This is a genomic window from Erysipelothrix sp. HDW6B (assembly GCF_011301115.1).
Taxonomy (GTDB): domain Bacteria; phylum Bacillota_I; class Bacilli_A; order Erysipelotrichales; family Erysipelotrichaceae; genus Erysipelothrix; species Erysipelothrix anatis.
In genome coordinates, this window is the sequence record NZ_CP049860.1 from 1,787,244 (window position 1) to 1,811,662 (window position 24,419).

27 protein-coding genes are annotated in these 24,419 nt (G+C 38.5%); 10 read left to right on the plus strand and 17 right to left on the minus strand.

The window, feature by feature from the left end; translation table 11 throughout:
• Window positions 1-10 precede the first annotated feature (10 nt).
• From G7061_RS08760 to G7061_RS08800, 9 genes are all read right to left on the minus strand, one after another.
• Window positions 11-916 (minus strand): hypothetical protein, encoded by a 906-nt coding sequence (locus tag G7061_RS08760; protein WP_166120670.1) that lies wholly within the window; start codon window positions 914-916, stop codon window positions 11-13.
• The gene (locus G7061_RS08765; protein ID WP_166120673.1) at window positions 888-1,562 is read right to left on the minus strand and encodes an ATP-binding cassette domain-containing protein; all 675 of its coding nucleotides are present in this window, start codon (window positions 1,560-1,562) and stop codon (window positions 888-890) included. Before G7061_RS08765 ends, G7061_RS08760 begins: the two co-directional genes overlap by 29 nt.
• Window positions 1,537-2,850: a hypothetical protein gene (locus tag G7061_RS08770; protein WP_166120676.1), complete on the minus strand. Its 1,314-nt coding sequence runs from the start codon at window positions 2,848-2,850 to the stop codon at window positions 1,537-1,539. The genes G7061_RS08765 and G7061_RS08770 overlap by 26 nt, the downstream gene beginning before the upstream one ends.
• 178 nt (window positions 2,851-3,028) lie before the next feature.
• On the minus strand, window positions 3,029-3,313 hold the full coding sequence (locus tag G7061_RS08775) for a hypothetical protein (protein WP_159639185.1): 285 nt from the start codon (window positions 3,311-3,313) through the stop codon (window positions 3,029-3,031).
• An 87-nt stretch (window positions 3,314-3,400) separates the two neighbouring features.
• Window positions 3,401-4,120 carry a purine-nucleoside phosphorylase gene (gene deoD, locus G7061_RS08780; RefSeq protein WP_159639186.1) on the minus strand — a complete coding sequence of 240 codons (720 nt, stop codon included), beginning with the start codon at window positions 4,118-4,120 and terminating at the stop codon, window positions 3,401-3,403.
• 60 nt (window positions 4,121-4,180) lie between these two features.
• Window positions 4,181-4,966, minus strand: coding sequence for a GNAT family N-acetyltransferase (locus G7061_RS08785; protein ID WP_166120680.1), 786 nt, complete (start codon window positions 4,964-4,966; stop codon window positions 4,181-4,183).
• A 141-nt stretch (window positions 4,967-5,107) separates the two neighbouring features.
• Window positions 5,108-7,717: a bifunctional acetaldehyde-CoA/alcohol dehydrogenase gene (gene adhE, locus G7061_RS08790; protein ID WP_159633529.1), complete on the minus strand. Its 2,610-nt coding sequence runs from the start codon at window positions 7,715-7,717 to the stop codon at window positions 5,108-5,110.
• Between the two features lie 159 nt (window positions 7,718-7,876).
• Window positions 7,877-8,272 carry an MJ0042-type zinc finger domain-containing protein gene (locus G7061_RS08795; RefSeq protein WP_159644635.1) on the minus strand — a complete coding sequence of 132 codons (396 nt, stop codon included), beginning with the start codon at window positions 8,270-8,272 and terminating at the stop codon, window positions 7,877-7,879.
• Window positions 8,269-9,120, minus strand: coding sequence for an aldose 1-epimerase family protein (locus G7061_RS08800; protein WP_159639189.1), 852 nt, complete (start codon window positions 9,118-9,120; stop codon window positions 8,269-8,271). The genes G7061_RS08795 and G7061_RS08800 overlap by 4 nt, the downstream gene beginning before the upstream one ends.
• Before the next feature lie 122 nt (window positions 9,121-9,242).
• On the opposite strand from G7061_RS08800, the gene G7061_RS08805 reads away from it, so the two are divergent.
• Entirely contained in the window at window positions 9,243-10,007 is a 765-nt protein-coding gene (locus G7061_RS08805) for a protein ligase (RefSeq protein ID WP_166120684.1), read from the plus strand.
• A gap of 49 nt (window positions 10,008-10,056) precedes the next feature.
• Here the strand turns inward: G7061_RS08805 and G7061_RS08810 are convergent, their stop codons facing one another.
• Window positions 10,057-10,464, minus strand: a complete 408-nt coding sequence (locus G7061_RS08810; protein WP_159633541.1) for an OsmC family protein — start codon at window positions 10,462-10,464, stop codon at window positions 10,057-10,059.
• A 209-nt stretch (window positions 10,465-10,673) separates the two neighbouring features.
• Between G7061_RS08810 and G7061_RS08815 the strand changes: the two genes are divergently transcribed.
• The 3 genes from G7061_RS08815 to G7061_RS08825 are packed head-to-tail and all read left to right on the plus strand — an operon-like array spanning window position 10,674 to window position 12,863.
• The gene (locus G7061_RS08815; protein ID WP_159644640.1) at window positions 10,674-11,393 is read left to right on the plus strand and encodes a methionine ABC transporter ATP-binding protein; all 720 of its coding nucleotides are present in this window, start codon (window positions 10,674-10,676) and stop codon (window positions 11,391-11,393) included.
• A complete protein-coding gene (locus tag G7061_RS08820) occupies window positions 11,390-12,052 on the plus strand; it encodes a methionine ABC transporter permease (protein ID WP_159633547.1) in 663 nt (220 codons plus the stop codon). Before G7061_RS08815 ends, G7061_RS08820 begins: the two co-directional genes overlap by 4 nt.
• A gap of 13 nt (window positions 12,053-12,065) precedes the next feature.
• Window positions 12,066-12,863 (plus strand): MetQ/NlpA family ABC transporter substrate-binding protein, encoded by a 798-nt coding sequence (locus G7061_RS08825; protein ID WP_166120688.1) that lies wholly within the window; start codon window positions 12,066-12,068, stop codon window positions 12,861-12,863.
• Window positions 12,864-12,904: 41 nt separating this feature from the next.
• Here G7061_RS08825 and G7061_RS08830 read toward each other — a convergent pair whose 3' ends face one another.
• Genes G7061_RS08830 through G7061_RS08850 form a run of 5 tightly spaced genes read right to left on the minus strand, consistent with a single transcriptional unit; the run spans window position 12,905 to window position 17,371 of the window.
• On the minus strand, window positions 12,905-13,648 hold the full coding sequence (locus G7061_RS08830) for an ABC transporter permease (RefSeq protein WP_159644645.1): 744 nt from the start codon (window positions 13,646-13,648) through the stop codon (window positions 12,905-12,907).
• Window positions 13,641-14,651: an ABC transporter substrate-binding protein gene (locus tag G7061_RS08835; RefSeq protein WP_159639194.1), complete on the minus strand. Its 1,011-nt coding sequence runs from the start codon at window positions 14,649-14,651 to the stop codon at window positions 13,641-13,643. Before G7061_RS08835 ends, G7061_RS08830 begins: the two co-directional genes overlap by 8 nt.
• 7 nt (window positions 14,652-14,658) lie before the next feature.
• Window positions 14,659-15,426, minus strand: a complete 768-nt coding sequence (locus tag G7061_RS08840) for an ABC transporter permease (RefSeq protein ID WP_166120691.1) — start codon at window positions 15,424-15,426, stop codon at window positions 14,659-14,661.
• Window positions 15,413-16,177 (minus strand): ABC transporter ATP-binding protein, encoded by a 765-nt coding sequence (locus tag G7061_RS08845; protein WP_166120694.1) that lies wholly within the window; start codon window positions 16,175-16,177, stop codon window positions 15,413-15,415. Before G7061_RS08845 ends, G7061_RS08840 begins: the two co-directional genes overlap by 14 nt.
• A gap of 12 nt (window positions 16,178-16,189) precedes the next feature.
• On the minus strand, window positions 16,190-17,371 hold the full coding sequence (locus G7061_RS08850) for a PucR family transcriptional regulator (RefSeq protein WP_159639197.1): 1,182 nt from the start codon (window positions 17,369-17,371) through the stop codon (window positions 16,190-16,192).
• 169 nt (window positions 17,372-17,540) lie between these two features.
• Here G7061_RS08850 and G7061_RS08855 point away from each other — a divergent pair, with 169 nt between their 5' ends.
• On the plus strand, window positions 17,541-18,752 hold the full coding sequence (locus G7061_RS08855) for an MFS transporter (RefSeq protein ID WP_159639198.1): 1,212 nt from the start codon (window positions 17,541-17,543) through the stop codon (window positions 18,750-18,752).
• Between the two features lie 4 nt (window positions 18,753-18,756).
• Window positions 18,757-19,515 (plus strand): nucleoside phosphorylase, encoded by a 759-nt coding sequence (locus G7061_RS08860; RefSeq protein WP_159639199.1) that lies wholly within the window; start codon window positions 18,757-18,759, stop codon window positions 19,513-19,515.
• Window positions 19,516-19,549: 34 nt separating this feature from the next.
• Here G7061_RS08860 and G7061_RS08865 read toward each other — a convergent pair whose 3' ends face one another.
• Window positions 19,550-19,849, minus strand: a complete 300-nt coding sequence (locus G7061_RS08865) for a hypothetical protein (protein ID WP_159639200.1) — start codon at window positions 19,847-19,849, stop codon at window positions 19,550-19,552.
• Between the two features lie 247 nt (window positions 19,850-20,096).
• Here G7061_RS08865 and G7061_RS08870 point away from each other — a divergent pair, with 247 nt between their 5' ends.
• Both G7061_RS08870 and G7061_RS08875 read left to right on the plus strand, forming a co-directional pair.
• A complete protein-coding gene (locus G7061_RS08870; RefSeq protein WP_159633577.1) occupies window positions 20,097-20,792 on the plus strand; it encodes a GntR family transcriptional regulator in 696 nt (231 codons plus the stop codon).
• Window positions 20,789-21,595 (plus strand): triphosphoribosyl-dephospho-CoA synthase, encoded by an 807-nt coding sequence (locus tag G7061_RS08875; RefSeq protein WP_159639201.1) that lies wholly within the window; start codon window positions 20,789-20,791, stop codon window positions 21,593-21,595. The genes G7061_RS08870 and G7061_RS08875 overlap by 4 nt, the downstream gene beginning before the upstream one ends.
• A gap of 34 nt (window positions 21,596-21,629) precedes the next feature.
• Here the strand turns inward: G7061_RS08875 and G7061_RS08880 are convergent, their stop codons facing one another.
• The gene (locus tag G7061_RS08880; RefSeq protein ID WP_159639202.1) at window positions 21,630-22,544 is read right to left on the minus strand and encodes a LysR family transcriptional regulator; all 915 of its coding nucleotides are present in this window, start codon (window positions 22,542-22,544) and stop codon (window positions 21,630-21,632) included.
• 101 nt (window positions 22,545-22,645) lie between these two features.
• Between G7061_RS08880 and G7061_RS08885 the strand changes: the two genes are divergently transcribed.
• Together G7061_RS08885 and G7061_RS08890 are read left to right on the plus strand one after the other, a co-directional pair.
• The gene (locus G7061_RS08885) at window positions 22,646-24,007 is read left to right on the plus strand and encodes an acyclic terpene utilization AtuA family protein (RefSeq protein ID WP_166120699.1); all 1,362 of its coding nucleotides are present in this window, start codon (window positions 22,646-22,648) and stop codon (window positions 24,005-24,007) included.
• A complete protein-coding gene (locus G7061_RS08890; RefSeq protein ID WP_159633589.1) occupies window positions 24,007-24,318 on the plus strand; it encodes a DUF4387 domain-containing protein in 312 nt (103 codons plus the stop codon). Before G7061_RS08885 ends, G7061_RS08890 begins: the two co-directional genes overlap by 1 nt.
• Window positions 24,319-24,419 lie beyond the last annotated feature (101 nt).

A 24,419-nucleotide genomic window follows, 5' to 3' on the forward strand; every position in this document is an offset into this window, starting at 1 on the left:
GATGGTGATGTTACTGCTTTGTCTTACGTAACTGCAGCATAAATTTAATACCATAAATTAGCCCATACAATATGACCGATATCGCGATGACACCCATAACAATATACGCAATCTGCACCATCAAACCGACAATAATAGTTTGGAAGTTATTGACTCCAAAGATAATTGGCGTCATCAAGCTATGTATACCATAAACAAAATAACCATTCAGTGCGAAGCCAATCGCATTTAGAAATAGAAATAGAACTACAAACGCGACATTCACTGCAACTAATGCTATATATTGATGAATTGACGTTACATATTGTCGTGTAAAATTGGATGTTCGTTTATTAAATAATAAATCCGATGCATGCATTATCGTTAGAATTCCCACACCAATGAAAATCCATAAAGGCTGACTTATTTTCTGTACGAACCTATAGTAGTTTAACGGAAATGTAGCATCACTGAACAAAGGTACAAATTCAAGCTGATTTTCTTCTATATATTTAACGCGTTGGAATTCTTCATCCATTGTCTCAAGATTAAATTGGAGCTTCGTTGCTTCCGAAGCATACTGCTCCTGATACACTGTGAAGCATTTTAATTTTGTTTCATAAATTAGAAATGGTTCGCTATTTTCATCTGTTGTTTGTGTTAGAAGACGTCGTTCTTTGATCAAAACATCACTGATTTCAGATTCAAGTTCTAATAAAGGTCTTTGGTTCTGTGTTGCCTCATAATTTTTTTGACTTTGTATGGTTCCAATGTTTGTATCAAGTATTTCGATGTACCGATTTTTTTTCAGACTTGCAGTATGTGCTTCTTGAAAGTTAAACATTAGATTTATCAAAAAAACAATGATAATAAGATACCGTCCATAACTGCGTACAATCATTTTGAATCTAAATCGGAAGGTTGCTCTGATATTCATCGAGATATGTAACCTCCATATTATCTATATTTTCTTTTAGGTATAATTTAGAATTTTGTATAAAAATTGCTGAATTCGATAGCTTTTCAAGTTCTGGAAGATTATGTGTAGATACAATCACAATCATCCGGTGCTCATCATTAATTGATGCTAGTAATTCTCGAATAATGATGACACTATCAATATCCAACCCATTGAGCGGTTCATCGAGTAAGAGAATGTCCGGATTGGGTAAAATTGCCAAGAAAAGCAATAATTTCTTTTTCATGCCCAAGGAACATGCTTTGACCTTTTTGTGTTTATACGTTTCAATACCGAGAAGATGCAGATACTTTTGGTAAAATGGATCATTTATTGAAATTTTATGAACTCCAAGTATAAATTCGATATGATCCCAAACAGTTAAGTCATCATACAAAACATCAATATCCTGGGCATAGGATAACCGTGATGTTGCGTAATCAATCGAACCGGCGTATGTATTAATGTTATCAGCAATGATATCTAGAAGTGTTGTCTTACCAAAACCATTTGGGGCGATGAGTCCGTAAATACCCGCTTGATCAATTTCTAAATTAGCATTATGATAAATTGCTTGTTTATGATACGAGAAAGTTAAGTCATGAATGTGTAGGTGCATTACCATGTTTCCTCCTAACAAATAATTTATGAAACAGCACATATGATAAACCATGGAGTCCTAAAGTAACGACAATAAGGTATCCAATTCCCAGTGTATAGTGAATGCTATCGTAGTTTCGTACAATGGTATAAGACTGTGTAATGATACTATTAACATCAAAATATGAAAACGGATTAAGAAGCGAGAAAAATTGTGGTTGTATACTCACGAACACGACCAAGCACAGACTCATAATACTTTTGATCTGATTTTTAAAACATAAATTCAGCAAATTAATTACTGCAAATGAAAACAAGAATAAAATTACGGTGAGCCCAATACTTCTTAACAAATACGCTGTCAGTGTTATGAATTGAAACGTATAATCGACATTAAACATTTTGACATACTCTTGAAAATATATGGGAACATTATCAATCGGATAGGTTCCTTTCATATACTTTGTGACAGGATAATCAAAACTTCCTAAGCGACCAACGATGCTTGTCCCTATCAAGAAAACAGCAATCGATGATCCCAAAATTACCATACTTTGCTTAAATGCATAGAAGGTATGCATCGCATACACCTTAGAAGTGCTTACTGTGTTGAGCATAAGTAGTGATGATTTTTTTCGTTTGAGTTCATGTATAATCCACATGCTCGATTGGAAAAGAATTACTACTATCACAAATAGCATTCCTTTCGTAATGAACAAATTCCAAACAGTATATAACCCATAATCATATGGGCGCCCATAGTCATGAATAATTGTTTCTATTCGCTCGACGTCGTGGTTGTAGGTTGTTGTGATGAAAGGATTATATTCAGGATAGTAGGGTTGCATGATTTCAATATTTTGGCGATCTTTTAAGTAACGCAACTCATCAAGTGCAATTTGAAAATCTAAAGCATACAATTGATCAAAAGCAACTCCAGGGGTTTCATAGCGCAAGAGCCGACTTACAATTAACGCGTTACAAATGCTATCATTCGTAGCAAAACATGTATCATCGATATAATTCATAAGATTTATCGATGACTTTGTCTCAATATCACGAATACCTTCTTTTGCAACTAACAAATCAATCTGATTTGAGTAATCGCCACTCATATCGATATCGGATTGTTTCTCGATGTCATACATCGCATCCCAAAAATATGCTGTCTCTTTGAAATTATTTAGAATTTTCTGACTCCGGATCATTCCCGTGTAAGAGTTGTAAATAAAGGCACTAAAAAAGATAGCGACTGTAAAAAGCGCTACATGAATCGTTCTCTTAAAACTATAAGTCTTTTTTATAAGGTTCATTGATTCGATCACCGTCTTTTCTTTTGATGCATCTTGTTTTTTATGTCTATCCGAAAACAAATAAACCAGTTCTAAAAACTATTGCTATTAAAATATTAAGACTTCTACGATTATAAAAAACATATATTCTATATTACGTTTACAACGAGTATTATCTTCAAGATTTGGCATTCAAGGGTTACTTTTTAAAAGATTTCATCAGACTTCTGACATTGTAGCCTACCACAAACATTCCAACCATCATAAACATGATATCAGCAAGTTTTAAGCGGTTCGATACATCCCAAAAAAGGATCGTCAATCCAAGATTTGTAAGTAGTAATCCAGCTACAATATAAACTCCATATTGTATTTTGCGGAATCTACTGTGTTCAGGTGCAGTAAAGGTACTCACGATGAGTGCGAGAAAAATACCTGTGATCATTAAAATTATGCTTGCGATTATTGCAGGTGATAGGTCCATCGGGTGTACCTCCTTGTATTTCTATAATATAGGAGGCACACACAATACTCAACACCGAAACAAAAAAAAGAGTAGCTTATGCTACTCTTAGAATGTAATGGTTGATGCTGTATCTAACGCAATTTCCATCATTTTAGTAAATGACAATTGTCGTTCTTCAGCTGAAGTAACTTCGGAAGTTACAAATGAATCTGAAATTGTTAGGATACATGCTGCATGTTTTCCTAATTTTTGTGCATTTGCAAATAATGCGAATGATTCCATTTCAACACATGATACGCCGTGGTTATCACGAAGTTCTTGCCATGTTTCACCAGAATCACGGTAGAATACATCACTTGAGTGAACTCGATCTTCTTGCATTGGAATTCCAAGTTTAACGGCACTTGCGCGCAATGATTCGTTAACTTTTGCACTTGGTTTCAACGTATCTTCTTCGTAACCGAAAGCGACCTTCGCAAAACTAGATTCACTATATGCACTGTCTGCCATGATTACATCATAAACATTAAGTCCTTCTTTATATGAACCTGCTGAACCAATACGAATGATTGCTTCAACGCCAAATTGTGTATAAAGTTCATATGAATAGATACCAATACTTGGTTGTCCCATTCCTGAACCCATCACGGATACTTCTACCCCATTGTAAGTTCCTGTATATCCAAACATATTACGAACTTCGTTAAATTGCTTTACATCTTTTAAGAATGTTTCTGCAATAAACTTGGCACGTAATGGATCTCCTGGCATAAGTACGACTTTTGCGATTTGTCCTTGTTCTGCATTAATATGTGGTGTTGCCATCTATTGTCCTCCTGACATCATCTATTTTTATTATACATGAAAGTGGCAATAGATATAAGACTAACGTTTCACATCGTTCATATAATACTGTGTTAAAGGTACATATCCCATTTTTTCATAAATTCTTGCCGCGTTGGGATTATCATAAAAGAGCACACCTTGTTTCCCTTTTGCGTACAGATCGTCACTTAGTTTTTTAACAACTTGTGTTGCATAGCCTTTATTACGTGCACTATCTAGAGTTGCGACGCCTACAATCATCGCACTGAATTCTGTTTGGGCAACATAGCTTGCCACAGTAACAACATTGCCATCTTCAATGAAACCGTAGACAACGCGCTCTCCTGATTCAATGCCTGTGCGAATACGATCAACATCGCGACTTTCTTCACTCGCAAATGCCAGTGTTTCGATATGCGCAATTTGTGCTGCATAGGTCGAATCTAACTTTTGAACTAAATGTGTGTCTACATCAAGGCCATTCGGTGTATAGACTGACATGGTTGTTGGACGTGGTTCTTGGATATAGGGCAAAATATGATTTCCGAGTAAGTCCATGGTTGGCTGCGTGACCATAATGCGTTTAAAAGGCAAGCCTTTGTATAATGTGTCAATCTTCGCAATCAGTGAGTCTTGAACTTCTGTAGCATAGATATGAATTGAATCATCTCGAAAACGAAATATTACTCCTACAAGCTCCCCATCTTTATAATCACCATAATATGTTTGAATCGCATCATCAAATCCAAAAGCATCTAAGTCACCGATGAGGAAGAGATTATAGTGAGGTTCAACGGCTAAGAAAGCTCGCAATTCTGCTTCATTTTCTTGGTTTAGTTTCTTCATAATATCCTCCTTTTTGATATTTATTACAGTGATTATAGCACGTTAAAAGATTGTTGCAACAGTTTTCAGAAAACGAATGAAAATTTATTCAAACCAACTAAAAACACGATGATAGAATCATCGTGTTTTATGTTTGATCAACTATTCGCCATAGTATGCTTGTTTTAAGATTGTACGCATATCTTCAACCATTGGAAGACGTGGGTTACATGGTGAACATTGATCTTCATAAGCAAGGTAAGCAATTTCTTTTTCGTATTTGAGGAATTCTTTCTCATCAACACCTTGTGCTTTAAGATTCATTGTGACACCACAACGAACTGCGAGGTCGTGGCATGCTTGAGCATAACTTTCGACACCTTCTTCAACAGTATCTGCTTTTAATCCTAAGATTCGTGCAAGTTCTGCATAGCGTTCGTGTGCACGGTAAACATTATATTTTGGCCATAATGATGGTTTTTCTGGATGTGTTCCATTATATCGAATTACATGTGGCATCAAGATTGCGTTGATACGTCCATGAGGTACGTGGAAACGTCCACCAATTTTGTGAGCCAATGAGTGGTTCATTCCTAAGAATGCGTTAGCAAACGCCATACCAGCCATTGTTGATGCATTATGCATTTTTTCACGTGCAATTAAGTCATTTTTACCATCATGAACACAGCGTTCGAGGTATTCAAAGACCATCTTAACCGCTTGAATGCAGAGGCCATCTGTATAGTCGTTAGCAAAGTTTGATACAAATGCTTCTGTAGCATGAGTCAAGACATCAAGTCCTGTATCTGCAGTAACAGATGCTGGAAGGTTTGTCGTAAAGATTGGGTCAACGATTGCAACGTTTGGAACCATTGAGTAGTCTGCAAGTGGGTATTTTTTGTTTGCCACTTTATCAGTGATAACAGCGAATGGTGTTACTTCACTACCTGTTCCTGATGTTGTTGGAATACATACCATTTGTGCTTTTTGTCCTAAGTCTGGATATTTAAAGGCACGTTTACGGATATCGATGAATTTTTGTTTAAGATCATTGAAGTCTGTATCTGGGTGTTCGTAGAAGATCCACATACCTTTCGCAGCATCCATTGGTGATCCACCACCTAAAGCAATGATTGTATCAGGTTGGAATGCTTGCATCATCTCAACACCCTTACGGACTGTTTCGATTGATGGATCTGGTTCAACATCGGCAAAGAGTTGAATATCAACACGGTTTGCACGGAGGTTTAATTGTTCTGTAATTAGGTTAGCAAATCCAAGATCGACCATGGATTTGTCTGTTACGATGAAGACACGTTGCACATCACGCATTTCTTGAAGGTAACGAATTGAGTTACGTTCGAAATAGATTTTTTGAGGAACTTTGAACCATTGCATATTATTATTTCGTCTCCCTACTTTTTTGATGTTTAAGAGGTGTACAGCACCCACGTTATCACCAACAGAGTTATGACCATATGATCCACATCCAAGTGTTAATGAAGGGATAAAGTCGTTGTAAACATTTCCGATACCACCAAATGTTGATGGTGCATTCCAGATAATACGAATTGCTGGAATCGCTTCTCCAAATTGTTCTGAGATTTCTTTTGATTTCGTATGAATCGCTGCGGAGTGACCCATTCCATTAAATTCAACCATTTGACGTGCTAATGCGATTCCTTCTTCTGTACTCTTTGATTTTAGAACTGCAAGAACTGGTGATAATTTTTCACGTGTCAAGACTTCTTTAGGTCCAACTTGAGCACATTCAGCAGCAATAATAACTGTATTTGAAGGGACTTTAATACCTGCTTGTTCTGCAATCCATGTTGCATCTTTACCAACAACGGTTGGATTTAAGACTGCATCAGCATAGTTCTTATCAGTTGATGCGACGCCAAACATGAATTTTTCAACTTTTTTCTTTTCTTCCTTGTTAATGAAGTAAACACCGTATTTTTTGAATCGTTCTACGGCTTCATCATAAACTTCCGTATCAATAATAACAGCTTGTTCTGATGCACAGATCATACCATTATCGAATGCTTTTGAAAGTGCAATATCGTTAACAGCTTGTGGAATATCCGCTGTTTTTTCAATATATGCTGGAACGTTACCGGCTCCAACACCTAACGCTGGTTTACCACATGAGTATGCTGCACGAACCATGGCGTTACCACCAGTTGCTAAGATTGTTGCGACACCTTCGTGGTTCATAAGTTCGTCTGTTTTTTCTTTTGATCCACGTTCGATCCATTGGATGCAATCTTTAGGAGCTCCAGCAGCTACAGCTGCATCACGAATAACTTTCGCTGCTTCAACACTACATCTTTGTGCAGATGGGTGGAATGAAAAGATAATTGGATTACGGGTTTTTAATGAAATTAATGATTTAAACATTGCAGTTGAAGTAGGGTTTGTTACTGGTGTAATACCACAAATAACACCGACTGGATCGGCAATTTCAGTAATACCTGTAACATCATCATCGCTGATGATACCTACGGTTTTAAGATGACGCATATGGTTAATAACGTGTTCACATGCAAACATATTTTTAGTTGCTTTATCTTCAAATACACCACGGCCTGTTTCCTCAATAGCCACTTGTGCAAGGTAACCGTGTTGGTCAACACCTGCAACACTTGCTTTCGCAACGATGTAGTCGATTTGTTCTTGATCGAGCTTTAAGAATTCTTCTAATGCTTTTTGTCCTTTTGCAACGAGTTCGTTTACCTCATTGTCAATGACTGTCTTTTTGTCTGTCATAAAGTCCTCCTTGTTATTTCTTTCACATTGTTAGTATATCGTTGTTTCCGGTTCCTGGCGAATGTTTGCAAGCCTATTTGATTAATAATTTGATATAAAAAAATAAACGCTTTGTGTAAAGCGTTTACATTGTGAAATAATTAACTAACTTTGGTAAGTTTAGGATTTTGCATCAAATTTCGTTGCACATTTCGGGCATTTTACTTCGATTTTTCCCCGACCTCGTGGCACGCGCATTTCGGTTTTACATTCAGGACACTTTAAATATTTGTATTTCGGAAAGTCTTTGATACGTTGTGTTACTTTACGAACCTTTGCACGCCACTTATGCCATATATAGAGATACGCCTGATTCTCTTGGAATCGTTTGGTCGTTTGCTTCGAAAACATTCGATAGTAAACAAAAGCCATAATCCCTACCCATATAAAGATAAGCCAATTAATGTTGAAAATCATACTTATGAGCGCAAGTACCAACGAAAAGTACAATAAGTGTGTATTTAACTTATCCGTTCCATATCGACCGCGCATGAACTGCATAAATTTTTGTCTCATATAAATCTTAACGAATAGCTATACGATTTATCCGTATTTGCCTCCAATTCTTCGATTGCGTATTTTTCCTCAAGTTTGCCACTTGCATCAATTCTATCGGTAATACCGATCCATGGCTCGATGCAGATAAATGGTGAGAGTGCGTCGTCAACAACGGAAGTCCAAAGTCCCACAAAATTGAAGCCTGGGAAATCGGCACGAACTGTATCACCATTGCGTTTATTAACAAGCTCAACCGCATCAACATTCGTATAGATGATTGCATCATTTTTAAATGTATCAAATGTGACTGCGACTGGATTCAGTGTTTCCATCGGAATTGCTTGATCAACATGTCCTTTGGTTAAGGTTAGTTCGCTCACATCTTTTTGAGCATCAAATCGGAACTCATAATCGCCATCAGCATCTAATGCAAATGCAGGATGTCCACCAATACCATAATACATTGTTTTAGTGTCTTTATTAAACACTTGCCACGTAATACTTACCACGTCCGCAATTAAACTATACGTAATCACAACAGCGTGTTCAAACGGATAAACCGCTAACTTCGAACCCTTGCTTTCATATTGGAAACTTACTGAGGATGCGTCATTGCTAATAACCTCAAACTGTTGGTCACGTAAGAATCCATGCTGTGAAAGCTCGTACTTTTGACCATCATAAACATAAAAGCCATCTTTTACGCGTCCAACGATAGGAAACAAAACCGGAGAAACGCGTCCCCAGTACTTGGCGTCGCCACGCCACATATATTCGCGTTCTTTAATTTTGTGGTAGACGGATCGTAACTCTGCTCCCATTGGGTTAATCGTTACTTTTAAAATATCATTTTCTAATAGTATCATCATTCACCTCTGTCATAGGAGCATTATAGCATAATTCATACCCATTTCTTTGAATTCTGTATGAACAAATACCTTTACCTATCACATCTTAAGGACTATGATTATTTACATGGAGGTATACGATGAAAGGCTTAATCATTAATGAATTGGGGAAACCCGAAAATGCAATGCATTCAACAGCAATGGACGATTATTCAGTTCGAACAGTAGATCAAGAGACACTTATTTTACACCTCTTTCAGCATGAAGGTGTCAATATGGGCTTAGATGATACTAAGATACCAGCATTTGAAAAAGGACTTGCTTACTATCATGATCATGATGCATCTGTAATTGTCCGTAATTCTGGAGGTCGTTCAATTGTCTCAGACTCAGGCGTTCTCAATATGTCCCTTGTTTTGAAGTCAAATGCAAATATGTATGATAATTACCGCTATTTGGATCAGTTTATCCGCGATGCTTTATCCCCTATTACCCATGTAATTGATACTGGAGAAATAATTGGCGCATATTGCCCCGGAAATTCTGATATGAGTATCAACGGGCGCAAGTTCTGCGGAACTGCTCAGCGCAAACGTTTGGATAGTGTGGCATTGGTATGTTACATCGGTGTTAATGGTAATCAAGATCAGCGTAGTTCTTTAGTACAAGGCTTTTATGAAGCCATGGATTATGATGATGTAGTGGTGCATAAAGACTTCATGGGTACACTGTCATCACTCACAGGGCTTACACTTACGGTTCCTCAAGTCGCGCAACTAATGATTGATGAACTGAAACGCCGGACCGATTCAACTTACGAAATCACAGGATATGACACAACCCACGACGCATTTCAAACCTCAATGGACATGACACATCGACAAAATCGTGTATTAACCAAATAACACCAAACAAAAAGCGTACCGAGGTACGCTTTTCTTAGTTTATTATGAATTAGTATGTTTCAACTTCGACAAAGACATGTTCATTTGCTTGGATTAATTTTGAAACAGGGCAACGGCGGTGTGCTTGCTCTGCAAGTTGTTCAACTTTATCCATTTCTAATCCTTCAACTGCCACAAATGCACGCATTGCAAAGTAAAGGCCTTTGGTTTCTGGTTGTGGATGGAGTGTTACTTCAACACGGACGCGACTCTCATTATCCCAGCTTCGCGCTTTCATCAGCGCTTGCACGGTTTTATTTAAACAAGTCGCCCATGCCATCCCCATAAATTGTTCAGGGTTTGCACCTTCTTGATTTGAAGTGGGAGACGCAACCTTAATCTTCCATTCTCCTTCAATACGTGTTTCGTCTTCCATTTTGGAATCGTTGACTGCTAATGTTTTATACAATTCGCTCATTTAAAGCACCTCTTTCTTTACCCTATTCTAGCACACATATAAGAAATATTTATCTTGTTTGCTTTAAAACAGTGGCTTTTGATAGGTTTTTATTGCATGCGAACCGCATCACAAATTAAATCTAAAAACTTGAACCAGATGCCCGCACAATACGTGCAATCGCTCTCATTAAGGCTTATAATGAACGCGGGTCAAAGGTTGGTGAAGAAATGATACGATTTGAAAATGTCTCCAAAGCCTATGATGCATTCACAGTTCTCGATTCCGTGAGCTTTGAAGTGCACCGTGGAGAAATCTTTGGAATAATTGGCGAAAGCGGCGCTGGCAAGTCGACGTTGTTACGGTTGGTGAATCAACTCGAAACACACGATGCTGGCACGGTGTTTGTGAATGGTACCGATATGAGTACCCTCACTGCAAAAGCCCTTCGTACCATACGGAAAGAAATCTCAGTTGTTTTTCAAAACTTCAACCTTCTCAAAAACCGTTCAGTCGCTGAAAATGTTGCCCTACCATTAACACTTAGCAACGTGAACGACAATGCACGGGTCGAAGAGGTTTTAACGTTTGTAAATTTGCTTGATAAAAAGGATCACTATCCCAATCAATTATCTGGAGGCGAACGACAACGCGTTGCAATTGCGCGCGCATTGGCGACAAATCCAAATATCTTGATTTGTGATGAACCCACTTCTGCACTGGATCCGAAGTCAACCGCAGACTTACTTGATGTTTTGAAATCAATTAATGAAGTTTTTGGAACGACTATAGTAGTGGTTACGCATCAGTTGGAGGTTGCAAAAGCAATCTGTAACCGAGTTGCAGTCATGGAACGTGGCGTTCTAAAAGATGTTGTCACTGTCAACAATCTACCAATGGAGACAGATACCTCGTATGTCGCACATGCTAAGGCGGTGCTTCAACGATGATGGCACATATCCTTCAATACCAAGCTGAGATTCTTAAAGCATTAGGCGAAACTGGAATTCTCATTGGAATTTCCACATGCTTCGCAATTCTCGTTGGATTACCCTTAGGAACACTTATTTATCTAACACGTAAAGATGGTGTCCTTGAGAATCGCATTGCTTACACGTTAGGAAATCTTTATGTTAACGTTGTCCGTTCCTTTCCATTTTTAATTTTCATCGTAGCAATGATTCCAGTAACACGATTTCTTTTAGGTAAATCGCTTGGAACCATTCCTGCATCCATTCCCCTTTCCTTTGTTGCCGTAGCAATTTTTGCCCGTTTCGTCGAGCAATCATTACTAGATGTCCCTCAAGAAATTGTCGATACGGCACTTTCTATGGGCGCAAGCGTTCCACAACTCATTACGAAGTTCCTTTATGTAGAAGCACGGTCCGGAATTGTTCTTGGACTCACATCTTCAATTATTAGTTTCGTTTCCTACTCTACCGTTATGGGTGCAGTAGGCGGCGGGGGTATCGGTGACTTTGCAATGCGTTATGGCTACCAACGCTTCGATTATCTTTTACTTTATTCGATAGTTGCAGTCATGATTGTGATTGTTCAAGCAATTCAGTTTGTTGGAACAACCATCGCACGAAAAATAGATAAACGATGAGGAGATTGAGAATATGTTTAAAAAATTACTAGTTTCATCACTTGCATTATTAGTTCTGACAGCATGTGGCACCACTGCTAAGGATTCTAAAGAAGACAAAGTTATCAAAGTTGCATCACACATGGAACCGATGACAACCGTCGTAACAATTGCTGGCGAAGTTCTCGCGAAAGATGGTTATACTGTTGAACTTGTTCCTGTATCAGATAATGCTGCAGCTAACATTGCACTAAACAATAAAGAGATTGACGCGAACTTCTTCCAACATGTTCCGTTCATGACAATGTTTAATGCCGCTAACAATGGCACACTTGTTGGCGTTCAACCAATTTATGATGCAATCGTTGGGTTCTATTCAAAAACAGTATCTGACATCAAAGATTTACCAACAGATGCTAAAATTGCCATTCCTAACGATCAAGTCAACCAAGCACGTGCATTAATGATGCTCGAAGCTGCTGGTCTTATCAATTTGAATGGAAAAACACACGATGCAACTTTAAAAGATGTTGCAGCAACAAGTTACCAATTCATCGAAGTTGATTTGCTCACATTAACACAAGCATACGATGAAGTAGATTTAGTATACAACTACCCTACATACATCAAGGCACTTGGATTAACACCAAAACAAGATGCTTTAATTCTTGAAACATCCGGATCAACACACTATGCAATTTCACTTGTAGCACGCGAAGATAATAAAGATTCAGAAAAAATCAATAAATTAAAAGAAGCAATGACAAGTAAAGAAGTTAAAGATTTCTTAACAAACGAAGAAAACTCAAAAACACTTGCACCTGCATTCTAAAACAAATTAAAAGCTAGCATAATTGCTAGCTTTTTTTAGTTTTAATTCCAATAAATGATTTTCTTTTCAGCATACTCTGCAAGATAATATAAGATAAGTCCAAGGACAGACAGAATGACGACTGAGCTAAGAATTATTTTAATATCATACATTTCACTTCCATAGACCAACAGGTACCCAAGACCAGCTTGAGCCCCCATCATTTCACCAATGACTGCTCCTGTCATCCCTTGAGTCACAGAAACTTTGATCCCACTCAAAACTGCTGTTAATGAATACGGTAGTTCTACATGAATGAATCGTTGTAAAGCATTTCCGTTTAAGACCGTCATATAGTCGATATAATTTTTATCAATATTTTTGATGACTGTACTTTGTGCAATCATAACAGGGAAAGAAACAACTAAGATAACTAAAGCAATTTTAGACGTTGCCCCTAAGCCAAACCATAAAAGGAAGAGCGGTGCGAGTGAGATTTTTGGCGCAATTTGCAGAATCAAGATAATAGGTGTCACTAATCGGTCCACCAATTTCGACTTCGCAATTGCATATCCCAACGCAATCCCAACAAGAATTCCATAGAATGTCCCAACGATAACTTCATGCAGTGTTGTTAAAATATGTTTCGTAATTGAACCTGTTGCAAACTGATTGCCCATATACTGAACCAATTCAACTGGGCTTGGCATAATATAGTTCGGCACCTTCGTAACTTGAACTGCAATTTGCCAAATCACAAGAATGATAGCTGTGAGAATCATAGGTCTGATAATTTTTTTATTCATGGTTAGCACCTCCTTCAACGATTAATTCCGATGCATCGTATGATTTAGAGATAATACCAAATTTTGCAAGATCATCGATGAACAATTGATATCGCTCACGATTATTGTAACCAAATCCATGGATTTTCGTATCCTCACTTTGCCATAATCCGTTAACATAGGCATCATCCATTATCGTCACGAATTTGTCTCGAGAGTTTTTAGCTGATTGAGCATAGTTATCAATGGATAAGTCGACGGCATCTTCAAGATTGCCATCCGTAATATATTCGAGCGATTTGTTGAGTGCTTTTGTGAAGCCCTCAACTAGCTCAGGATTTGTTTCTAAGAAAGTGTCACTTACTATAACAACATTTCCGTAGGTAGTTGTAAACTCGTTAGATCTAAATTCTGATACAGCTTCTCCATTTGCGCGGAGCTCATAAGTACGTAGCATTGAGAAACTGATAGCATCCACTTGATCTGTTATAAGTGCATTCACAATAGCACCAGTACCAATAATCTTGATTGTGACATCATCAATGGTAAGTCCTTCTGTCTCGAGCAACATTTTTAGTTGACTGTAATTAGGACTACCATAGGAGGTGATCCCGATTGTTTTCCCTTTTAGATCACTCGGTACTTTAATTCCAGATGCATCTTTAAAAATGACTGAACCCAGTCCATTTTGTAACGTTGTGTGGACTATTTTTACAGGAACGCCATTTGCGCGCCCAATGATAACTGGATCTGCATTCGGAAAACCGAATTCTATATTGTTAGATCCAACGTTTTTTACAATTTCTGCCGCTGAAGCATAATAGAACGAAACATTAAGACCTTGCTCGGCAAAAAAACCGCGTTCTTGAGCAACATACATTGGTGCATAGTACGGAACTGCTGCACCGTCAATTTGAACACTTACATCTATCAAACCATCTTGATTTGGTGTGTATGTGTGACTTTTTTGCCCACAACCTGCGAGCATTACTGTTAGTAAGAGTATTGTAATAATTCGTTTCATAATCGACCTACTTCCAAAAGACATACTTGCGCTCAAGTATTTCGATAATCTGATAGAGAATCACACCCAGAATAATCGTCACTACAATTCCTGCGATTAACAGTGGTGTATTGAATGTGGATGATGCAAAGGATTGAATATAACCAAGACCATATTGTCCTGCCATCCATTCTGCAACTGTTGCACCGATTATTGCTTGAACAATTGCAATTTTAAGCGATGCAAACACTTCGGGTAGAATGTACGGAATTTCTAAATCAACGATTGTTTTTGACTTTGGCGACTGAACGACGTGTAACAAATCATAATAAGATGACGGAATCTGACGTAAAGCAGATTCAATCCCAATTATAATTGGGAATACGACCATCGAAAATACAACTATAATTTTAGACGTCAGGCCAAGTCCAAACCAAACAACAAAAAGCGGTACTAACGCAATTTTAGGTGCAACTTGGAGAAAAATCAAAATTGGTTTTATATAATCACTGAGCGTTTCTGATTTGTAAATTGCATAGGCAATAATCGCTCCAACAATAACGCCCAAAATAAATCCGACCAAAACCTCATACAAAGTGATGCCAATATGAAGCCAAATACTACTTCCACTAAACTGATAGACCAACTCTTTCAGCACACTTAGCGGTGCTGGAAGCATGAAGTGTGGCACTTGAACGAGTGTCACATAAAGGTGCCAGATCAGAATAAAAACCGTGATAGACGCTATGGTATTTAGTAACGGGTGCTTATCAAAAGTATTTCTAATTGTCTTCATTGAGCAGCCCTCTGAGGTGTTTCGCATAGGTAGTGAAGCGTTCATCAGCACGAATGGATAAATCACGATCTGATGGAAGATCTATATCAACAATTTCTTTAATTTCGCCTGGGCGAGCTGACATAACAATGACTTTCGATGAAAGGAATACTGCTTCATCAATGTCATGGGTTACGAATACGACAGTCATTTTTTCTTCACGAGAAATTCGTGCCAATTCTAAATTGAGCGTATCGCGAGTAATTGCATCTAGAGCTCCAAACGGCTCATCCATTAATAGTAACTGGGGACTATAGGATAATGAACGCACGATTGAAACTCGCTGCTTCATTCCTCCAGATAGTTCTTTGGGTAGTGCATTTTTAAATTTTTCTAATCCTGTCGTTTTCAAAAGATGATCAACATATTTGAGGTGAGAATCTGTCATCATTTTTTTTACTTTAAGTGGAAAGATTGCATTTTTATAGACGGACTTCCACGGAAATAGCACAGATTCCTGGAAAACAAATCCGATGTTATCAGCTATTGGACCATCTGTGAAGTATTCAATGTTACCACTATTGTATGTTTCAAGTTGAGATACAATCCGAAGCAATGTAGATTTTCCACATCCTGATGGACCGATAATTGAAACAAACTCTTGACTATTGATTTCAAAATTTATATCTTTGAGTGCCGTGATCGTTTCATTCGCTTGGTTTACGAATGTTTTATTTAGATTTTGAACACTGACAATACGTTTACTTGACATAATCTATCTCCCTTATTGGTTGTACTCAGCAATGACCGCTAAGTATAACTTCACTTTGTTTTGTGTCACATTTAAATTTAATCCTGTCACATTTTGAACTCGCTTTAAACGATAATTCAAGGTGTTGATATGGATGTACAGTTGTTTGCTCGTCTCTTGGAGGTTTTCATTGCAACGGAAATACATCAGTAATGTGTCATAGAGAATCGAACCTTTGCGCACAGTGTGTAATGTGGACATTAGGAATGTATCCATATCCGAACCAATGCCCTTGTAAATCATGTGGTAAAACTCGACATTTTCATAGGCTTCAATATAACCACCTTCAACATCGTGATTTGTAAAACTCAACGTAAATTGGGCTTGATCAAGAAGTTGCGGCATAAATTTAATATGCTCTATGTTACTCAGTCCTACACTCAGCACATTTAAATTCTCTTTGTATTGATCCAATGCTTCGATTGAATAGTGCTTTAATTTCAGTTCTTGGAGTTGTTCTCGATTCCCAAGAAAAATGATAATAAAACTATTCAACTGGCGAACAAACAAATATTCTGCAATCTTCGATGTATTAATTAAATCCGAACACATAAGTTGGACTGTTTTAAAAAATGCATCAAAATGAACATTAATACGATTGTCTTCTGAGTCTGCCTTGAAATTAAAATTAGCAACCAAGCAGTCTAAATTCGTAATATCGACATCATATGACTTAAATGAGTCAACAATTAGACTGTCTATTGTTCCGTTGTTAAAAATAATATTGTAGGCTGCACGTTCTCTAAAATCATTGTATTCTTTGATATTAAAGAGCATGGAATTGACATAATTCATAATCTCAAGGTATGTAACACTGTGGGGTATCCATAAGATTGGGAATTCTAGATTTTCGGTAAGAGCTTCGAGCTCGTCCTGAGACGGGCGATCTTCCTCAATGACTTTAATCGCAAGACATGTTGCATGCTTTTGTTTGAGTGTCTCAATTAATGATGTTAGGTCCTCGTGTGACTTTGGAAATGTTGAGCTACTTGTAAGTATGAGTTCTCCGCCTTTTACCCACTGGTCAACATTTACCGTTTCCATTACGGTTATTGAAGAAACGGATGCATGTTCCGCGTATTCTGCACGCTTATTCAGCGATATAATATCGAATCGTCGATTCAGTGCATCGTATATTTCTTTTAAACTAATCATTGCAATCTCCTGAGAGCGCTACCGTTCCGCATTCATTATATAGCGGTATCCGCTTACAAACAATTGTATTATAACACAATAATTTTCGATATTTATGTGTGATTCCACAATATTTTATTCAATGAGTGTTTGTTATAGTTAAGGCGTTCAAAGTCGAAGGGAGACAAATATGAATACAGTAACAGAAACACACGATAACAAGTCATATCGTCGTCAAGCTTTATTCAGCTCGATGGCCGGGCTCGGATTACAAAGCATGAGCACAATGATGTTATCATTCGCACTCAGTTCCATGATTATTGATTTTGGAATCAATGGTGCTGCTGGAGGATTTATTTCCACAATCACGAATATCGGGATGCTTGTAGGAGGTATCATATTCGGGACACTCGCTGATAAATACGGGCGAATCAAGATTTTTGCAATCACCGTTGCAATTTTCTCTATTGCTACAGGAATGATGGCATTCGCAACAAATATTACCATGGTTTACTTCTTACGATTCCTCGTTGGTGTTGGTGGTGGTGGTGAATATGGTGTCGTAATGTCACTAGTCGCTGATGCCTTCCCCGCAGAGAAACGCGGACGAATGAATTCTTTTGTTACCATCGCAGGTCAAGTTGGTAGTATCATTGCAGCCATCGCAGCAGCCATTATTATGCCAAGCTTCGGTTGGAAAGGTCTCTTTATTTTTGGTGCATTGCCAATCTTCTTAGCAATTTATGTTTACCTAACCATGGATGAGTCTGCATCATGGAAAGAGCAACGTCAACAATCTACTGAAAAAGCTGAAAAAATTGGTATCTCTGAATTATTCAAAGAAGGACGCGCAGCAACAACGATCAAATTAACGATTATGGCGACTGCTCAAGTTGCGGGTTACTTTGGATTAATGAACTGGTTACCATCAATTTTACAGAAAAAAGCTGGTATTAGTATTTCGGGTTCTTCAATTTGGATGATTGCAACAATTGTCGGGATGTCCTTAGGAATGCTCGTATTTGGTCAAATTATGGATAAACTTGGTGCTAAAAAAGCGTATGCTTCATTCTTAATTGCATCCGCCCTCGCCGTTTATCTCTACTCATTCGCATCCTCTAACCTTGGTATCCTAATTGGTGGTGCAGCTGTTGGATTCTTTGCAAATGGGATGAATGCAGGTTATGGAGCAATCGTTGGAAACCTTTATCCAGCACGTATTCGTGCAACTGCTAATAACATTATCTTTAACATTGGCCGTGCCGTTGGAGGATTCTCATCCGTAGCAATTGGATTCTTCCTCGATAACTACTCACTAACAATTGCAATGCTTTTCTTATCAGGACTGTATTGTGTTTCTTTAATTACTGTACTATCATTGAAAATAAATACAAAGGAGTAACATTATGAGCATACATTTAAAAGGATTAAAGCCTGGCGATTTAGGAGAAGTAACACTCATCGTTGGCGATCCAGGTCGGGTTGAGTTAATATCATCATTATTTACGAACGTGGAGTCAGTTGTTGATACCAGTCGTGAATTTGTCTTGTATGTTGGCGAATATCAAGGACGTCGCGTTTCTGTTTGTTCAACAGGTATCGGAGTTGGTTCTACAGAAATCGCTATTACAGAACTCCTTGAGAATGATGCACAAATGATAATTCGCTGTGGTGGCTGTGGTGCATGGCGAGAAGGAATCAATCCTGGTGATATTATTTTAAATAGCGGGATGGCTCGTTCTGAAGGTCTATTATCAGCCTATGTACCTGCAGTTTATCCTGCGGTTCCAAACCCATTGCTACTATCACAAATACACAATGAATTAACTTCAAATCACAAGACTGTACATGTTGGAATCGGACTTACATCGGAAACATATTATTTCGGACAAGGCCGCACACCAGCACTGAAAACACGGATTGAAACACCTAATCTTATCGAATATTGGGAGCCTCGCGGCATCATCAACTGTGAAATGGAAACTGCCGTTTTATATCTTCTCGGATCCCTTTACAACATTCCGGTAGCGAACTGCCTTGTCGTTCATGTCAGTCGCACAAATGAAAAATGGACCAATGATGAAGACTATCGCCGTCTCCACCGTGAATCAGCAGAACTTGTCTTAAATGCTGCGTTAAAATTCGTTAGCACAAACACACAATAATCCCCTTTAAAAAGCAAGCTTACGCTTGCTTTTTTTAATAGAACATCCGGATATTCCACAGTGCAGCAAATGCACCCACTGCCAACGCCCCACCAACAACACCACCCGCAATTAGAGCAGCAGTGCCAAATTTCATATAAGCGGCACCATAGCCCATTCGAACTACACCCCACAATCTACTTGTGTTAATTCCAATCGCTTTGAGTGCCCGATTTGCTGACGGAACACCTAAGATAAGTCCACGAAGGTTATTGAAAAAGCGTTGGCCATCACCTCCATTGATTCGTTCGTGGTGTTCAATCAATTCGTAATGCATCGGTAATTCTAAATTCATGTATATCATCTCCTGTTATCAAATATGAATTACCGTATCTTTTTCCTATGACGGTGATGTATTTTTCTAATTATGGAAAAAAAACATCAGAAAAACCAGTACAATTCACCAATGTAAACGCACTCATTAGTGATTATATGGACAATATGATGTGTATACAGTGTATACACTATTTTGACCTACGCCTAAAAAATAGCATATAATAGAAATAACCATGAGCTTACTAAGCAAATAAGGAGATAAATATATGAAAGATTACATGGATAGAGTTATTGACTTGGTTGACTTGAGCCAAAATTTACCGCTCAATCAAATCATTTACGAAGGACTTCGTACCGCAATCATTAGTGGTGTCATTCCTATGGGGGAACGTATCAATGAAAAATTCTATGCTGAATCACTCAACGTAAGCCGAACACCTGTTCGTGAAGCATTACGACGGATTCAAGATGAAGACATTGTCCAATACATTCCAAATTACGGAATTGTAGTTACAACATTTAATTTAGACGATGTTCGCGAAATTTATCAGATTCGTACAGCACTGGATATTCTCGCGGCAACCAATGCCATGCAATTAATGAATGACGAGCGTTTTGCTCGTATGGAAGCGTTACTAGATCGCACCGACGCCGCTCAAGCAGCTAATGACGTCAACAGTGTCATTCAAATGTCCAAAGAGTTTAATACGATGATTTATGAATTCTCAGAAATGCCGCGTCTTGAAACCATTCAGAATCGGCTTCGTGACTATCTAACACGCTTCCGCGATATTTCACTCACAGCTGCACCACGTCGTGAGCGAGCTTTGGCAGAGCACCGACTCATCTATCGTTGCCTTAAGAACGGTGATGTTGAACAAATGAAACTTGTGATCACAGAACACCTTGCATTATCCGAAGAGTTTATTATTTTAGCAATGGAATCTGAACAACACGCATGAGTAAAGATCAACTCGTTGCCCTTGCACTTAAAGCACTCATTCAAGAAGTTACCTTAACACCAAAACCAGGACTTGTTGATCCTTATCACCCAGGATCACATACTGATATGGATGCCTTTACCTTTATTGACAGCTGTTTCGCATTAGTACCTGGGTTTCACGTTTATTATGAGATAGGAGCACAGCATCACGGTACATTACCTGAACTCTTCGCAAGTATTCGCCAAGCCGGCATCAATAATGAAGCTAAAATGTTTACAGCTACAGCGAATGTTAACACACACAAAGGTGCAAACTTCATGTTTGGTATCCTAATTGCAGCAATCGCGTATCTTGATTACCCAGACTTAGAGACTTTACAAACCAGCATTCAAACCATGACAACTGGATTGGTTCAAGCAGAACTTGGTTCACTGACCCATTTTCAAACACATGGCGAAAAAATGTATGAACAATACGGTTTTACAGGCATTCGCGGTGAGGTTGAAGCCGGGATACCTCATGCCTTTAACCTTGCACTTCCAATCCTTCAAGATGACTCAGTTCCCTATGACCACCGTCTCAAACTTGCCTTACTTCAACTCATCGCAACCAACGATGATGCAAATATGGTCAAACGCGGAGGCATCTTAGGACTTGATTATGGAAAATCATTGGCAGCAATGGATTATCATGATCTCGACTATCATCTGAGTTACATGAATCGCATGTTTGTTCAACGAAATTTAAGTCCAGGAGGCAGTGCTGATTTACTTGCCATTTCAATCTTCTTATATCTATACGATAAAGAACAATCATCATAAAAGAAAACATCGACATTAATCTGTCGATGTTTTCTTATTTGTCCAATTTCAAAACTTCCATTTTAATAAGCGTAATTAAATAGTTTGCCGCCTCTTGATTTTCAAGCGAATCCGAAATATAGCCATACAATGACCAATATCGTGGCGTTTCCAAGTCAAAATGAACGATATTATCTAAGTTCGGTGCAAACTCATAAATGTGTGCAGGAACAAAAGCCGCACCAATGCCCGACTCTGCAAGTTTGTACGCTGTAGCAATGTTTTCCGTTTCAAGAACGATATTTGGCGCAAAGCCCAGTTCCGTAAATTGTTGATCTGAAAAATGCCGCATCTTTTGACCCCGCTTCAAACTTATGTAAGGCAATTGCTTCATAGTTTCACGATCCACAACATTGGACATAATCCCATAGTACCGTTTCAAGTCACGGTTAATCGCTAGGACAATCTTTTCTTTCAACAAACGCTCACAACTATAGTTCGCATACGTTCCCGACAAATCGACTGGAGGTGAAAAGAATGCGACATCCACGTCCTTGTGTTCTAATTTATCAGAAAGTTCAAAGGTGCGTGTTTCGCTGATTTCAAGTTTGATATGTGGATAACTATCTTGAAAACGTCCTAAAATTCGAGGCAATAATAAGCCGCTCCAATAGCGTGTGGTACCAATCCGTAAAATTGAAGTCGCCTGTGCATCGACAGTCTGTAATTGCGTCCCTAATTTATCTTCAAGGTGCATGATAACATAAGCAGTCTCTAGATAGATTTTTCCGTGTTGAGTCAACTGTATTGGCGTTTGAGATCGATCAAATAACGTCACATTCAATGTTTTCTCCAAATTGAGAATATACTGACTTAATGAGGATTGTGCTATGTATAAATTCTTTGCTGCTTGCGAAAACGATTGTGTTTCTGCTAGCGCAATAACGTATTCGTATTGTTTTGTTCGCATACATTCTCCTATCGTAAATAGCGATACCATTTATCGTTTAATAGTCTTAGACGATTTCTCATTATCATTGTACACTATATTTATGAATAAGGAGGCATTACATGGATTCTTTACGTATTTTAGTACCTACACCAATGATGGGGTATGGTTTTCCGATTAAGGAATTTGAACGTGGTTTAACTTATAAACCACATGCAATTGTATTGGATGCAGGATCAACCGACAGTGGTCCGCAAAAGTTAGCACTTGGTGAAATGACATGCCCTGCGTCCGCATATAAGAAAGAAATGGAAATTCTTATCCCTGCTGCAGTTAAAGCAAAGGTACCACTGATTATTACATCTGCAGGCGGTGACGGAACCAATGAGCATGTTGATTTGTTTATGGAACTTGCTGAATCCGTTGCGAAAGCACATCAACTTGAGATTCGAATTGCTGCAGTTTATAGTGATATTCCGAAAGATACAGTCCGCGAAGCACTCAAAAATAATAAGGTCAGCGCAATGACAAATGTTCCAGATTTAACGTTCGAAGATATTGATGATGTAACGGTTATTACAGCTCAAATGGGTGCAGAACCTTACATCAATCTTCTTCAATCTGAAAATCCACCACATGTTATTATCGGTGGTCGTACATATGATCCAGCACCTACTGCAGCGATTGGGATCATGAATGGCTTCGATCCTGCACTAGCATGGCATATGGGTAAAATCATTGAATGTGGCGCATTGTGTGCTGTTCCTTCAGGAAAGAGTGTCATCGGAACCCTTTACCATGACCACTTTACGATTGAACCTATGAATGAAAATTCTCAAGCTAAACCACATACCGTTGCAGCACATACAATGTATGAAAAAAGTAGTCCCAGCATCCTTCCAGGACCAGGTGGTCAGCTTTTACTCAATGATTGTGACTTTAGTGCAGTAACTGATTCCGTTGCTCGTGTTGCGGGAAGCAAGTTTGCACCCGACTCACAGTATCGTATCAAGCTTGAAGGTGCGAAAATTGTCGGTTACCGTTCAATTACGGTAATGGGACTTCGCGACCCAATTCTTTTAAGTCAACTCGATGACGTCCTAAACTATGTGCGCACCGAAGTTGCGAAAGCTTTACCTGATGAAAGTTCCCAATGTACTATCATCATGCACGAGTATGGACGAAACGGTATCATGCAATCTCTCGAATCGTATAATGGCCCAAGTGCCCATGAAGTATGCGTCATCGCTGAGGTAACTGGCCCAACACAAGAAATAGCACAACTCGTAACCAACCGCGTCCGTACTACATTATTACATTACCATTACCCTGGCCGTATCGCGACATCAGGAAATATTGGAATGCCTTTTACACCGTTAGAAATTCCACTCGGTCCTGTATGTGCCTTTAATGTTTATCATTTAATGGATATTACCGATCCAATTGCACAATTCCCAACTCGAATTACGGAGGTTACTTTATAATGAAACTTAAAGATTTTGCACAAGTTATACGGAGTAAAAACTCGGGTCCTTTTGAAATTACTTTTGATATAATATTCAAAAGCGAAGCTGACTACAATCACTTTAAAAACAGTCAAGCACTTACTAAAGAGTCCTTTGCAACGTTGTATCACCTAAGCCCAGAAGATGTCATTACCTTTGAATACTTTGACCCAGCGCGGGGCTTGAAAATTACCATTCCACGTCCTTGGGCACAGGGAAGCATTGGTGAAAGTGATATGCATGGCTCGCAGCAGTATGCACCTTTACTCGATATCATTATTTCTGAATAACGAAAGCACCACAATGTGGTGCTTTTTTATTTGCCGTAAAAAAGAACACTGCAGGGAAAAGTGCAGTGTTCAAGGTATCATCAAGGTCATTGGTCTTGATG